Origin of the sequence: Streptomyces sp. UNOC14_S4 (assembly GCF_020740835.1) — a bacterium.
Taxonomy (GTDB): domain Bacteria; phylum Actinomycetota; class Actinomycetes; order Streptomycetales; family Streptomycetaceae; genus Streptomyces.
In genome coordinates this window covers 1-14,418 of record NZ_JAINFC010000164.1, presented here as the reverse complement: position 1 = coordinate 14,418, position 14,418 = coordinate 1, and the positions used below count along the sequence as shown (strand labels likewise).

Genomic DNA, 14,418 nt, shown 5'->3' with positions numbered 1-14,418 from the left:
CCACCGGGCCCGGGTGGCAGCCCGGTAGGCGCAACGGGCCACCGACCCGCAGTCGCGCGCGCAGCGCAAGAGGCACTCCGGTAGGCGCCGTGCGGCGGACCCGCAGCCGCCCACCGGGCCCGGGTGGTACCCCGGTAGGCGCCGCGCACCGACCCGCGGCCGCGCGCCGAGCGCAAGTGGCACCCCGCGGTAGGCGCAACCGCCCCACAACCCAAAGGCTCAGCGCCCAGCGTCACCCTCATCGCGGTCACGCGCGCTCTCCGCCACGCGGCGAAGGCGCGCGTGCCGTACCGGCCCCTGTTCCGTGATGGCCTCGCCGATCATCGTCCGCAGCGCGTCGCGCAGTCCGTGCATCGCGTGGTGGCGAGCCGGGCCCGCGCCCGGGTCCTCGCGGAGCTCGCGTACCAGGGACCAGCACAGGGCCAGCATCACCAGCACGAACGGCAGGGCGACCAGGATCGTCGCCGACTGGAGCGACTTCAGCCCCCCGGCCACCAGAAGCACCGCCGCGACCGCGGCCATCAGCACCCCCCACGTCACCACCAGCCACGTGCGCGGGTGCAGCGCGCCCCGGCTGGACAGCGAGCCCATCACCAGGGACGCGGAGTCCGCGCTGGTGATGAAGTACGTCATCACCAGCGCCATCGCGATCCACGAGGTGAGCGTGTCCAGGGGCAGGGTGTCGAGCAGCGCGAACAGGGACGCCTCCGCGCCCTCCTTGACCGTGCCCGCCATGTCCGCGGCGCCCGTCATGTCCAGCCGCAGCGCGCTCCCGCCCATGACGCAGAACCAGATCACCGTGGCCCCGCTGGGCACCAGCAGCACGCCGACGAGGAACTCCCGGATCGTCCGGCCGCGCGAGATCCGGGCGATGAACGTCCCCACGAACGGCGCCCACGACAGCCACCACGCCCAGTAGAAGATCGTCCACGCCCCCAGCCACTTGGAGTCCGTGAACGCTCCGGTGCGCGTCGCCAGGGTCAGCAGGTCGTGCAGATAGCCGCCGGTCGCCGCCGGAATGGTGTTGAGGACGAAGACGGTCGGACCCAGGACGAAGACGAACAGCATCAGGCACGCCGCGAGCGCGATATTGAGCGTGCTGAGCCACTTCACGCCCTTGTGCAGCCCGGAGAACGCCGAGAGTACGAACGCCGCCGACAGCGCGCCGATGATGATGAGTTCGAGCGTGGTGGAGTCCTCGGCACCGGTGGTGATGTTGAGCCCCTTGGACACCTGGAGCGCGCCGAGACCCAGGCTGGTGGCGGTGCCGAAGACGGTCGCGAAGACGGCCAGCAGATCGATGGCCCGGCCCGGCCAGCCGTCCGCCCGCTCCTCGCCGAGCAGGGGCACGAAGGCCGAGCTGAGCCGGTTGCCGCGGCCCTTGCGGAACCCGGCGTACGCGAGGGCCAGGCCCGCCATGCCGTAGATCGCCCATGGGTGCAGCGTCCAGTGGAAGAACGAGTACTCCAGCGCCGTACGCGCCGCCGCGGGCGAGTTCGCCGTCACCCCGCTCCCCGGCGGCGGGGAAACGAAGTGCAGCAGCGGCTCCCCTACGCCGTAGAACATGAGCCCGATGCCCATGCCCGCGCTGAACATCATGGCGATCCACGCGAGGTTGCCGAACTCCGGCCGGTCGTCGTCACGCCCCAGCCGGATCCGGCCGAACCGGCTGATCGCGATCACGACGCACAGCACCAGGAAGACATCGGCCGCGATGACGAACAGCCAGGCGAAGTTCGACAGCACCCAGTCCAGGGCCGCCGACGAGACCCGGTCGAAGGAGTGCTTGGCCAGCGCCGCCCAGGCGACCACCGCGAGGACGGCCGCGGCGCCGATCGCGACCAGGGCCGGGTCCGGGGAGTCGTCCTCCCGCGGGGCGCCGGAGCGCGCGGGGCCGGGCGACGGGGAAGCGTCGGTGCTCATGCCGTCCCACTATGGCCGGGATGCAGGGAAATGCGTGGCCTGGCACGCCGTCCCGGGGCATGGGCAACACGCATGCGCCCCGGGTAGGGTCGCTGCGGCGCGACCCCCGGAGCGCTTCCGGAGGCATCCCGGAACACAAGGGGAGGGCGACATGACAGAGGCGCGGACGGCCGGGGGACGGCACGTACTGATCGCCGCGGACAAGTTCAAGGGCTCGCTCACGGCGGTCGAGGTCGCCGCGCACGTGGCGGCCGGACTACGGCGGGCGAGGCCCGGCCTGGAGATCACCGCGCTGCCCGTCGCGGACGGCGGGGACGGCACCGTGGACGCCGCCGTGGCGGCCGGCTTCGCACGCCGCACGGAGCGGGTGACCGGCCCCCTGGGCACCCCCGTCACCGCCTCGTACGCGCTGCGCGGCGACACCGCCGTCGTGGAGATGGCGGAGGCGTCGGGCCTGCGGCACCTGCCGCCCGGCCGGTACGCGCCGCTCACGGCCGGTACGTACGGCACCGGCGAGCTGCTGAGGGCCGCGCTCGACGCGGGCGCACACACCGTCGTCCTCGGCGTCGGCGGCAGTGCCTCCACGGACGGCGGGGCGGGCATGCTGTGCGCGCTGGGCGCGCGCCTCACCGACGCGCACGGGACGCCGCTCGCCCCCGGCGGCGGCCCGCTGGCCGGGCTCACCCGCGCCGACCTGTCCGGCCTCGACCCGCGGCTCGCGCGGACCCGTCTCGTCCTCGCGAGCGACGTCGACAACCCGCTGACCGGCCCGAAGGGCGCCGCGGCCGTCTACGGACCGCAGAAGGGCGCTTCCCCGGACGACGTGACCGCGCTGGACGCCGCCCTGGCGCACTACGCCCGCGTCCTGGCCGGCTCCGTCGGCCCCCGGGCCACCGAGTACGCGAGCGCTCCCGGCGCGGGCGCGGCGGGCGGCGTCGGCTACGGCGCGCTCGTCGCGCTGGGGGCCGCCTTCCGCCCCGGCATCGAGGTCATGCTCGACGTCCTGGGCTTCGCCGCGGCCCTGGACCGGGCGGACCTGGTGATCACGGGGGAGGGCTCCCTGGACGCCCAGACGCTCCACGGCAAGGCGCCGGCGGGTGTGGCGGCGGCGGTGCGGCGGCGGCCTGTGCCGGTTCCGGTGGTGGCGGTGTGCGGCGTGCTGTCGCTTTCGCCGGGGGCGCTGCGTGGTGCCGGGATCGCCCGGGCGTACCCCCTGACGGCGCTGGAGCCGGACGCGGCGCGGTGCGTGGCCCTTGCCGGGCCGCTGCTGGAGCGTGTGGCCGCGCGGGTGGCGGACGACTTTCTCTGACCGTTGCGCCCACCGGGGTGCCACTTGCGCTCCGCGCGCGGTTGCCGGTCGCGTTGTGGCCGGTCGCGCAGTTCCCCGCGCCCCTGACGGGGCGCAGCCAACAGCCGACCCGCACCTGAACGACAAACAGGGGCGGGGCCCGGGGAAGACCCCGGACCCCGCCCCTGGCGTGCGTGGTGTTGCTACGGCAGCTGCGCTGCCCGCGCCTCGCGGCGGTTGTCGCGGAACGTGTTCACGCGTCGCGCCGTGGCGAAGAGCGGGATCACCGCTCCCAGTACGACCTGGAGGGCGCAGCCGGTCTGGAGGAGGAGCTCGCCGCCGGGGGCGTCGAAGGCCCATGCCGCCAGCAGGCCCATGCTCAGCACGATCCAGCTGAGCATCGCGACGGCCAGCCGGCCCCGCGGCTTCGGGTACTCGACGCGGCTCACCATCAGCCACGCCACGCCCACGATCGCCAGCAGCGTCGGCACGAACGGCAGCTCCAGCAGCACGATCGAGACGACCGTCAGCGCGCCGAAGGGGCTCGGCATGCCCTGGAAGATCCCGTCGCGCATCGGGACGCACGAGAAGCGTGCGAGCCGCAGCACGACGGCCAGGAGCACCGCGATCGCGGCCACCACCGACACCTTCTGGTGCGCGTCCTGGGCGACGACGCCCCAGACGACCACGAAGTACGCGGGTGCCAGGCCGAAGCTGATCAGGTCGGACAGGTTGTCCAGCTCCGCGCCCATCGCCGAGGCGCGCAGCTTGCGGGCCACGAGCCCGTCGAAGAGGTCGAAGACCGACGCGAGCAGCATCAGTATCACGGCGGTCGCCGCGCTGTGGCGGGCCATGCCGCCGTCCTCGTTGCCCGTGAGGTGCGGCATGAGGACGCCGGTGGTGGTGAAGTACACCGCCATGAAGCCACAGATCGCGTTACCGAGCGTGAGGGTGTCCGCTATCGACAGCCGCGTGGACAGCGGCATGTCGACCTCGTCCTCCTCCGTCTGCGCCTCCGGCACCCAGGCGGCCTGTGTGTCCGGATCAATCACGGTCAAGGCGCGTCACCCCTGCCGTGGTGGGCTGGCCGACCTCGACGGCGACCTCTACCCCCGCGGGGAGGTAGATGTCGACGCGGGAGCCGAAACGGATCAGGCCGATCCGCTCGCCCTGCTCCACCTTCGTGTCCTTCGGTACATAAGGAACGATACGCCGGGCGACGGCCCCTGCGATCTGGACCATCTCGATGTCACCGAGCTCGGTGTCGAAGTGCCAGACGACGCGCTCGTTGTTCTCGCTTTCCTTGTTGAAAGCCGGAACGAATCCGCCGGGGATGTGCTCGACCGACGTGACCGTGCCGGCCAGCGGCGCGCGGTTGACGTGGACGTTCAGCGGGCTCATGAAGATCGCGACACGGGTGCGCCCGTCCTTCCACGGCATGATGCTCTGCACCACGCCGTCGGCCGGGGAGATGACCCGGCCCTGGGCGATCTCGCGATCGGGGTCGCGGAAGAACCACAGCATGCCCGCCGCGAGCGCGGTGGAGGGCACGGCCAGCGCCGCCCAGCGCCCGGAGCGCCGGGCACGGGTGAGGCTGACCGCGGCCGTGGCGACGGTCGGGAGGAGCCACGGCGATGCTCCGCGCGCGAGGCGTACACCGAGGAGGCGGTCGCGTGGTGCAGAGGAAGAGCTGTGGGGCATGGGTGACCTTCGTAGCGGAGGGTGCCGCGTAACGATCTGGGGGACGGCGGCTTTCCCGGGATGGTATCGGTTGCGACCGGCAACTGGCCAAGCGCCAGGGCCAGTCGATGGCCGAACACTGATGACTCGGTGTGATCTTCTTCTCGGTAAAACCACCTTTAATCGGGACATTTACCCCTGGAGTCGGTACTCCTCGAGTAGCCGACGGCCAATGATCATTTTCTGGATCTCGGCCGTTCCCTCCCCGATCAGCAGCATCGGGGCCTCGCGATAGAGCCGCTCGATCTCGTATTCCTTGGAGAAGCCGTAGCCGCCGTGGATGCGGAAGGCGTCCTCCACGACTTCCTTGCAGTACTCGGACGCGAGGTATTTGGCCATACCCGCCTCGAGGTCGTTGCGCTGCCCCGAGTCCTTCTTGCGCGCCGCATTGACCATCATGGCATGCGCGGCCTCGACCTTTGTAGCCATTTCCGCCAATTTGAATTGGATGGCCTGGTGCTGCGCGATCGGTTTGCCGAAGGTCTGCCGCTGCTGCGCGTAGGAGACGCCCAGCTCGAAGGCGCGCTGAGCGACGCCGCAGCCACGCGCCGCGACATTGACCCGGCCGACCTCGACGCCGTCCATCATCTGGTAGAAACCCCGGCCGGTGGTGCCGCCGAGCACGCGATCGGCGGGCACCCGCAGCCCGTCCATGATCAGCTCGGTGGTGTCGACGCCCTTGTAGCCCATCTTGTCGATCTTCCCGGGGATGGTCAGGCCGGGCTTCACCTGGCCGAAACCGGGCTCCTTCTCGATCAGGAAGGTCGTCATCGACTTGTGCGGGGCCGTGCCCTCGGGGTGTCCCTCGTCCGTCCGGCAGAGCACCGCCACCAGCGTGGACGAGCCACCGTTGGTCAGCCACATCTTCTGGCCGGTGAGCAGGAAGTCCTCGCTGTCCCGGACACCCTTGGATGTGATGGCCGACACATCGGAGCCCAGCCCCGGCTCGGACATCGAGAACGCGCCCCGTACCTCGCCGGCCGCCATCCTCGGCAGGAAGTACTCCTTCTGTTCCCGCGTGCCGTGCTGCTTGAGCATGTAGGCCACGATGAAGTGCGTATTGATGATTCCCGAGACGCTCATCCAGCCCCGGGCTATCTCCTCGACACACAGCGCGTATGTGAGAAGGGACTCACCGAGCCCGCCGTACTCCTCCGGGATCATCAGGCCGAACACCCCGAGTTCCTTGAGACCCTCGACGATGCGCGTCGGGTACTCGTCGCGGTGCTCCAGCTCGGTCGCGACCGGGATGATCTCCTTGTCGACGAAATCACGGACCGTGGCGAGAATCTCCCGCTGGATATCCGTCAGGCCGTCGGTCTGCGCGAGGCGTGCCATCTCACTTCTCCCCGATGGTCGGCTCGGGGCGGCCGGGCTGCTCGCCGCCGCGCTCCTTGACGTACGTGGCGGTCGGCACCATCACCTTGCGCCGGAAGACGCACACGAGGGTGCCGTCCTGCTTGTGGCCCCTGGTCTCGACGTACACGATGCCCCGGTCGCTCTTGGAGCGCGACGGCGTCTTGTCGAGCACGGTCGTCTCGCCGTAGATCGTGTCGCCGTGGAAGGTCGGTGCCACGTGCTTGAGCGACTCCACCTCCAGATTGGCGATCGCCTTTCCCGAGACGTCCGGCACCGACATGCCCAGCAGCAGTGAGTAGACATAGTTGCCGACCACGACGTTCCTGCCGAAATCGGTCGTCTTCTCCGCGTAATTGCTGTCCATGTGCAGCGGGTGATGGTTCATCGTCAGCAGACAGAAGAGGTGGTCGTCGTATTCGGTGACCGTCTTCCCCGGCCAGTGCTTGTAGACGTCACCGACGGTGAACTCTTCGTAGGTACGGCCGAACTGCATCGCGCTCACGCCTCCGGGATCTCGAACTTGGACGTACGGGACATCCCCGCGGCGCGGCCCTTGCCCGCGACGACCAGCGCCATCTTCCGGCTGGCCTCGTCGATCATCTCGTCGCCGAGCATCGCCGAGCCCTTCTTGCCGCCCGCCTCCGAGGTGTAGTAGGCGTACGCGTCCAGGATCAGCTCGGCGTGGTCGTAGTCCTCCTGCGACGGCGAGAAGATCTCGTTGGCGAGCGCGACCTGGTCCGGGTGCAGCACCCACTTGCCGTCGAAGCCCAGCGCCGCCGCCCGGCCCGCCACCTCGCGGTAGCCGTCGGGGTTGCGAATCTGCAGGTACGGGCCGTCGATCGCCTGGAGGTCGTGTGCGCGGGCCGCCATCAGGATGCGCATCAGGATGTAGTGGTAGGCGTCCGCGCCGTAGCCGGGCGGCTGGTGGCCGACGACGAGCGACTTCATGTTGATCGAGGCCATGAAGTCCGCCGGGCCGAAGATGATCGTCTCCAGGCGCGGCGAGGCGGCAGCGATCGCGTCCACGTTCACCAGGCCCTTGGCGTTCTCGATCTGCGCCTCGATGCCGATGCGCCCGACCTCGAAGCCCATCGTCTTCTCGATCTGCGTCAGCAGCAGGTCCAGGGCCACGATCTGCTCGGCGTCCTGCACCTTCGGCAGCATGATGCAGTCGAGGTTCGGGCCGGCGCCCTCCACGACGGTGATGACGTCCCGGTACGTCCAGTGCGTCGTCCAGTCGTTGACCCGCACGACCCTGGTCTTGCCCGTCCAGTCGCCGTTGTTGAGCGCGTCGACGACCGTGTGCCGGGCCCCCTCCTTGGCGAGCGGGGCGCACGCGTCCTCCAGATCCAGGAAGACCTGGTCGGCGGCCAGACCCTGCGCCTTCTCCAGGAAGCGCGGGTTGCTGCCGGGGACGGCGAGGCAGGAGCGGCGCGGCCGCAGCCGATTAACAGGGGCAGCCGCGAAGCGGCTTCCGGTCGGGGCGGTGGCGGGCGACGGGTGGGCAGGGGAGCTCATGCGGGGACCTCCAGAGGGTCGAGGTGGTTCGCTTTCCGGATCTCGTCGACGATACGGCCGATGATCTCCGTGATGCCGAAGTCCTTGGGGGTGAAGACGGCCGCGACGCCCGCGGCCCGCAGGGCGGTGGCGTCCGCGGACGGGATGATGCCACCGACGATCACCGGCACGTCGTCCGCCCCGGTGCCCCGCAGCCGGGCCAGCACGTCCGGCACCAGCTCGGCGTGCGACCCGGAGAGGATCGACAGGCCGACGCAGTGCACGTCCTCGGCGACGGCCGCGGCGACGATCTGTTCGGGGGTCAGCCGTATGCCCTGGTAGACGACCTCGAAACCGGCGTCGCGGGCCCGTACGGCGATCTGCTCGGCACCGTTGGAGTGCCCGTCGAGACCGGGCTTGCCGACCAGCAGGCGCAGCTTGCCGCTGCCCAGGTCCTCGGCGGTCCTGGTGACCTTCGCACGCACCGTGGCGAGCGGGGTGCCCGCCTCGGCGGTGACCGCGACGGGCGCGCCGCTCACGCCCGTGGGGGCGCGGTACTCCCCGAACACGTCGCGCAGCGCCCAGGCCCACTCGCCGGTCGTGACCCCGGCGCGTACGCACTCCAGCGTGGCCGCCATCAGGTTCTCCGTGCCCGCGGCGGTCTTCTTCAGCACCGACAGGGCCTCCTGGGCGCGGACCTCGTCGCGGTCGTCCCGCCAGGAGTGCAGGCCCGCGACGACGCGTGCCTCGTTGGCCGGGTCCACCGTCATGATCGCGGTGTCGAGGTCGGCCGTGAGCGGGCTGGGCTCGGTGGACTCGTAGCAGTTGACGCCGACGATCCTCTCCTCGCCCGTCTCGATCCGGGCCCGGCGCTCGGCGTGCGAGGAGACCAGCCGGGACTTGAGGTAGCCGGACTCGACGGCGGCCATCGCGCCGCCCATCGCCTGGATGCGGTCGATCTCGGCCGTGCACTCCTCGACGAGCGCGGCCACCTTGGCCTCGATCACATGCGACCCGGCGAAGATGTCCTCGTACTCCAGCAGGTCGCTCTCGTGGGCCAGCACCTGCTGGATGCGCAGGGACCACTGCTGGTCCCACGGGCGCGGCAGGCCCAGCGCCTCGTTCCAGGCGGGCAGCTGCACGGCGCGGGCCCGGGCGTCCTTGGAGAGGGTGACGGCCAGCATCTCCAGCACGATCCGCTGGACGTTGTTCTCCGGCTGCGCCTCCGTCAGCCCCAGCGAGTTGACCTGGACGCCGTAGCGGAAGCGGCGCTGCTTGGGGTCCTCGATGCCGTAGCGCTCCCGCGTGACCTGGTCCCAGATGCGGCCGAAGGCGCGCATCTTGCACATTTCCTCGATGAACCGGACGCCCGCGTTCACGAAGAACGAGATGCGGGCGACGACCTCGCCCCTGCGCTCCTCGGGGATCTGGCCGGAGGCGAACACCGCGTCGAGCACGGCGATCGCGGTGGACATCGCGTACGAGATCTCCTGGACCGGAGTGGCCCCCGCCTCCTGCAGGTGGTAGCTGCAGATGTTGATCGGGTTCCACTTCGGGATGTTGTTCACCGTGTAGGTGATCATGTCCGTCGTGAGCCGCAGCGACGGGCCCGGTGGGAAGACGTGCGTCCCGCGCGAGAGGTACTCCTTGACGATGTCGTTCTGCGTCGTCCCCGCGAGCCCGCCGATGTCCGCGCCCTGCTCCTCGGCGACCACCTGGTACATCGCCAGCAGCCACATGGCGGTGGCGTTGATGGTCATCGAGGTGTTCATCTTCTCGAGCGGGATGTCCCGGAACAGCCGCCGCATGTCGCCGAGATGGGCGACCGGGACCCCGACCCGGCCGACCTCGCCGCGGGCGAGGACGTGGTCGGGGTCGTAGCCGGTCTGGGTCGGCAGGTCGAAGGCGACCGACAGGCCGGTCTGGCCCTTGGCGAGGTTGCGCCGGTAGAGCTCGTTGGACGCCTCGGCCGTGGAATGGCCCGCGTACGTCCGCATGAGCCACGGACGGTCTTTCTGACGGTCGGTCATGATCCGGTTTCTCTCAGATGTTCCGACGGGGCTTGACGGTCCGCTCCGCTGGCGCGTCACGGAACAGGTTGATGGCGTCGATGTGCTCGGCCCGCAGCTCCTCGTCGCGCACGCCCATGCCCTCCTCGGGGGCGAGCGCGAGGACGCCGACCTTGCCCTGGTGGAGGTTCCTGTGCACGTCGTACGCGGCCTGGCCGGTCTCGGCGAGGGTGTAGGTCTTCGACAGCGTCGGGTGGATCCTCCCCTTGGCGACCAGGCGGTTGGCCTCCCACGCCTCACGGTAGTTGGCGAAGTGCGAGCCCACGATGGACTTCAGCGACATCCACAGGTAGCGGTTGTCGTACTCGTGCCGGTAGCCCGAGGTGGAGGCGCAGGTGACGATCGTGCCGCCCTTGCGGGTGACGTAGACGGAGGCGCCGAAGGTCTCGCGGCCCGGGTGCTCGAAGACGATGTCGACGTCCTCGCCGCCGGTGAGCTCGCGGATGCGCTTGCCGAACCGCTTCCACTCGCGCGGGTCCTGGGTGTGCTCGTCCTTCCAGAACCGGTAGCCCTCCGCACTGCGGTTGATGATCGCCTTGGCGCCCATCCGGCGGCAGATCTCCGCCTTCTGCTCGCTGGAGACGACACAGATCGGGGTGGCGCCGCCGGCCAGCGCGAACTGGGTGGCGTAGCTGCCCAGGCCGCCGCTCGCGCCCCAGATCAGGACGTTGTCGCCCTGCTTCATCCCGGCGCCGTTGCGGGAGACCAGCTGCCGGTAGGCGGTGGAGTTGACGAGCCCGGGGGCCGCCGCCTCCTCCCAGGTCAGGTGCCTCGGCTTGGGCATCAGCTGGTTGGACTTCACCAGCGCGATCTCCGCCAGGCCGCCGAAGTTGGTCTCGAAGCCCCAGATGCGCTGCTCGGGGTCGAGCATGGTGTCGTTGTGGCCGTCGGCGCTCTCCAGCTCCACGGACAGACAGTGCGCGACGACCTCGTCGCCGGGCCGCCAGGCGTTGACACCGGGGCCCGTGCGCAGCACGACGCCCGCGAGGTCGGAGCCGATGACGTGGTACGGCAGGTCGTGCCGCTTGCCCAGGGGCGAGAGCTTTCCGTAGCGCTCCAGGAACGCGAAGGTCGGCACGGGCTCGAAGATCGAGGTCCAGACGGAGTTGTAGTTCACGGAGCTGGCCATGACGGCCACCAGGGCTTCGCCGGGACCGAGTTCGGGGACGGGGACGTCCTCGACGTGCAGGGACTTGCGGGGGTCCTTCTCCCGGCTGGTCAGGCCCGCGAACATCTCCGCCTCGTCCTTGTGCACGGTCACCGCGCGGTAGGACTCGGGGAGGGGCAGGGCGGCGAAGTCCTCGGCGCGGCTGTCGGGCGCGAGGATCGCTTCGAGGATGTGGTTCATGTCGGGCCTCCGGCGAAGCGCGTCGTGAAACGGGCTTGAGGGAACGTCGGGGGTGGTGCATGAGGCGGAGCCGTCGGTTCGGCGGTGCTGCGAGGGTTACGAGGGCTGCGCGGGTGACGCTTTGGGCCTGTGTGACGCAGGCATCCGGGCGCACGGCGTACGGGTGTGGGTGTACGTGTGGGGACAGCCGGCGCACGACGGTTGGTGTCTGCGCGCCGGCCGCCCGGATGCCCCCAAGGTATGGCACCGCGTGCCAGGCGACAAGACACCGAGTGCCAACAATTTCTCTCAGATGTCATCCGGAGGGCACGCATGAGCAAGATACGAAGAGAAACGGCCACCCCAAGGGGTGGCCGTCATCCGGATATGTCCGCTTGTATCAGCGCTTCTTGAGTGCCTTGAGCGCTTTGCGTGTCAGCGCTTCTTGAGCGCCTTCTCGATCGCGCGCATGACCTCGCTCAGAGGGGCGTCCGTCCGCGCCACCGTCACCAGTACCTCGCCCTCGGTCCGCGCCGAGGCGGCCGGTGCCGCCCCCTCCCCGTCGGCGTTCGCCCGGCCCGCGCCGATGCCCGTGCCGAAGGTCTCCCGCACGATCGCGAACGCGTGGTCGAGCTGGGTCTCCACGTCGCCCTCGCCCCCGCCGCGCAGCCAGCGCCGCAGCACGTGGTTGTGCGCGGTGACCACCGCGGACGCGGCGACCTCGGCGAGCAGCGGGTCGTCGTCGCCGTGCTGGTGCGCCCGCTCGTCGAAGTGGCCCAGGAGGTAGCGCGTGAACAGCCGCTCGTAGCGGGCGACGGAGGCGATCTCGCGCTCGCGGAGCGCGGGCACCTCCCGGGTCAGCCGGTAGCGCTCGACGGAGACCGCGGGCGAGGCCGCGTACATCCGCATGACCTCCTTGATCCCCCGGCAGACGGTGTCGAGCGGGTTCTCGTGCGGCGGCGCGGCGTCGAGCACCGCCGAGGCCCGCACCAGCGTGTCGTCGTGGTCGGGGAAGATGGCCTCTTCCTTGGAGCGGAAGTGGCGGAAGAAGGTCCTGCGGGCCACGCCGGCCGCGGCCGCGATCTCGTCGACCGTCGTCGCCTCGTAGCCCTTCGTCGCGAACAACTCCATCGCCGCCGCCGCGAGTTTGCGGCGCATGGTGAGCCGCTGGGCGGCGGCGCGGCGGCTGCCCGCGCTCCCGGCGGGAGTGCGGGGCTTTCCGGGGGTTTCGACGGCCGTGCGCGGGGTGCGGTCGGCCTTGTCGGGCTGGGGCATGTGGGGAACGTAACACGCGCTCGTATGGGTGTGCCGGGGCGGACTCCCCGCGGGTTCGAGCAGTCCGCCCCATCCCGTGCCGTGGGCGAGCACCGGAAGGTCAGCGCCGGGCGTACTCACGGAAGCCGCGTCCCGTCTTGCGGCCGAGGCAGCCCGCGGCGACCAGGTGCTCCAGCAGGGGCGCGGGCGCGAGCCCCGGGTCGCGGAACTCGCGGTGCAGCACCCGTTCGATGGCCAGCGACACATCCAGGCCGACCACGTCCAGGAGCTCGAAGGGGCCCATCGGATAGCCGCCGCCGAGCTTCATCGCGGCGTCGATGTCGTCGAGCGACGCGTAGTGCTCCTGCACCATCTTGACCGCGTTGTTGAGGTACGGGAACAGCAGCGCGTTGACGATGAAGCCCGCCCGGTCGCCGCAGTCCACCGGGTGTTTGCGGACGCGGGCGCACACCGCGCGGACGGTGGCGTGCACGTCGTCGGCGGTGAGGACCGTGCGCACCACCTCGACCAGCTTCATCGCCGGGGCCGGGTTGAAGAAGTGCATCCCCACCACGTCCTGCGGCCGCGACGTGGCGCGGGCGCAGGCGATCACCGGCAGCGAGGAGGTGGTGGTGGCCAGGACCGCACCCGGTTTGCACACCTTGTCCAGGGTGGCGAAGAGCTGCTGCTTGACCGTCAGTTCCTCCGCCACCGCCTCGACGGCCAGATCCACCTCGGCGAAGGCGTCCAGCGAGCCCGCCGGGGTGATCGCCGCGAGCGCCGCCTCCCGCTCCGCGGGCGTCAGCCTGCCCTTGTCCACCGAACGGGCGAGGGACTTCGCGATGCGCTCCTTCGCGGCCAGCGCCTTCTCCGGCGAGCGGGCGGCCAGCACCACCGCGTACCCGGCCTTGGCGAAGACCTCGGCGATGCCGCTCGCCATCGTGCCCGAACCCGCCACGCCCACGGCCCGCACCTCGCGCACCGCGGTGCCGCCCGCGCCGTTCCCGGAGGCCCCGGCCGGTGTCGTCCGTTCGTCCGGCACGACGACCGGCGAGTCCTGCGACTCGTACGTGTAGAAGCCGCGGCCCGCCTTACGGCCGGTCAGCCCCGCCGCGGCGAGCTGTCCGAGGACCGGCGCGGGCGCGTGCAGCCGGTCGTGCGAGGCGGCGTACATGGCCTCCAGGACCGTACGGGCCGTGTCGACGCCGATCAGGTCGAGGAGGGCGAGCGGGCCCATCGGCAGGCCGCAGCCCAGCCGCATGGCCGCGTCGATGTCCTCGCGGGTGGCGTAGCGCGACTCGTACATCGCCGCCGCCTGGTTGAGGTAGCCGAAGAGCAGCCCGTCGGCGACGAAGCCCGGCCGGTCGCCGACCGCGACCGGCTCCTTGCCCAGCTCCCGGGCGAGTTCGGTGACCGCGGCCACGGCGGCGGGCGCGGTGAGCACCGAGGAGACCACCTCGACCAGCTTCATCGCCGGGGCCGGGTTGAAGAAGTGCAGCCCGAGGACGCGCTCGGGGCGGGCGGAGTCGGCGGCGAGCCGGGTCACGGACAGCGCGTTGGTGCCGGTCGCGAGGATGGCGTCGGGGCGCACCAGCGCGTCCAGCGCGGTGAACACCTCGTGCTTGAGCGCGTAGTCCTCCGGCACGACCTCGACGACCAGGTCGGCGTCGGCCGCGGCGGAGAGCTCGCACGTGGTGCGGAAGCGGGCCAGGACAGCCCGCCGCTCCTCCTCGTCGATCCGCTCGCGCCGCACCGCCCGGGCGGTCGCGGCCTCCAGGGCACGCACGGCGTGCGCGGCCGCCGCCCCGGAGACGTCGATGCCGATGACCCGGCGGCCCGCCCGGGCCAGCACCTCGGCGATGCCGGTGCCCATGGTGCCGAGGCCGACGACGGCCACGGTCCTGATCGAAGAGGCGGCGGACGGAGCGGCGGACGAAGCCGCGGGGGCGGCGGGGGAGGAG

11 protein-coding genes are annotated in these 14,418 nt (G+C 71.0%); 1 reads left to right on the top strand and 10 read right to left on the bottom strand.

What is annotated here, in order from left to right; genetic code table 11:
- Positions 1–219: 219 nt before the first annotated feature.
- On the bottom strand, positions 220–1,923 hold the full coding sequence (locus K6I34_RS16795; RefSeq protein ID WP_229326959.1) for a BCCT family transporter: 1,704 nt from the start codon (positions 1,921–1,923) through the stop codon (positions 220–222).
- Between the two features lie 151 nt (positions 1,924–2,074).
- On the opposite strand from K6I34_RS16795, the gene K6I34_RS16790 reads away from it, so the two are divergent.
- On the top strand, positions 2,075–3,232 hold the full coding sequence (locus K6I34_RS16790) for a glycerate kinase (RefSeq protein ID WP_229326957.1): 1,158 nt from the start codon (positions 2,075–2,077) through the stop codon (positions 3,230–3,232).
- A gap of 182 nt (positions 3,233–3,414) precedes the next feature.
- On the opposite strand, the gene pssA is transcribed toward K6I34_RS16790, so the two are convergent.
- From pssA to K6I34_RS16745, 9 genes are all read right to left on the bottom strand, one after another.
- Positions 3,415–4,269: a CDP-diacylglycerol--serine O-phosphatidyltransferase gene (pssA, locus tag K6I34_RS16785; RefSeq protein WP_121797138.1), complete on the bottom strand. Its 855-nt coding sequence runs from the start codon at positions 4,267–4,269 to the stop codon at positions 3,415–3,417.
- Positions 4,256–4,912 (bottom strand): phosphatidylserine decarboxylase, encoded by a 657-nt coding sequence (locus K6I34_RS16780; RefSeq protein ID WP_229326955.1) that lies wholly within the window; start codon positions 4,910–4,912, stop codon positions 4,256–4,258. Before K6I34_RS16780 ends, pssA begins: the two co-directional genes overlap by 14 nt.
- Before the next feature lie 171 nt (positions 4,913–5,083).
- Positions 5,084–6,289 (bottom strand): acyl-CoA dehydrogenase family protein, encoded by a 1,206-nt coding sequence (locus tag K6I34_RS16775; protein ID WP_229326953.1) that lies wholly within the window; start codon positions 6,287–6,289, stop codon positions 5,084–5,086.
- A 1-nt stretch (position 6,290) separates the two neighbouring features.
- Positions 6,291–6,803 (bottom strand): MaoC family dehydratase, encoded by a 513-nt coding sequence (locus K6I34_RS16770; RefSeq protein ID WP_229326964.1) that lies wholly within the window; start codon positions 6,801–6,803, stop codon positions 6,291–6,293.
- 5 nt (positions 6,804–6,808) lie between these two features.
- Positions 6,809–7,828: a CoA ester lyase gene (locus tag K6I34_RS16765; RefSeq protein ID WP_229326945.1), complete on the bottom strand. Its 1,020-nt coding sequence runs from the start codon at positions 7,826–7,828 to the stop codon at positions 6,809–6,811.
- Positions 7,825–9,837 carry a protein meaA gene (locus K6I34_RS16760; protein ID WP_229326943.1) on the bottom strand — a complete coding sequence of 671 codons (2,013 nt, stop codon included), beginning with the start codon at positions 9,835–9,837 and terminating at the stop codon, positions 7,825–7,827. The genes K6I34_RS16765 and K6I34_RS16760 overlap by 4 nt, the downstream gene beginning before the upstream one ends.
- A gap of 13 nt (positions 9,838–9,850) precedes the next feature.
- Positions 9,851–11,224: a crotonyl-CoA carboxylase/reductase gene (gene ccrA / locus K6I34_RS16755; RefSeq protein WP_229326941.1), complete on the bottom strand. Its 1,374-nt coding sequence runs from the start codon at positions 11,222–11,224 to the stop codon at positions 9,851–9,853.
- Between the two features lie 414 nt (positions 11,225–11,638).
- Positions 11,639–12,478, bottom strand: coding sequence for a TetR family transcriptional regulator (locus K6I34_RS16750; RefSeq protein ID WP_229326938.1), 840 nt, complete (start codon positions 12,476–12,478; stop codon positions 11,639–11,641).
- Positions 12,479–12,578: 100 nt separating this feature from the next.
- Positions 12,579–14,363 (bottom strand): 3-hydroxyacyl-CoA dehydrogenase family protein, encoded by a 1,785-nt coding sequence (locus K6I34_RS16745; RefSeq protein WP_229326962.1) that lies wholly within the window; start codon positions 14,361–14,363, stop codon positions 12,579–12,581.
- Positions 14,364–14,418 lie beyond the last annotated feature (55 nt).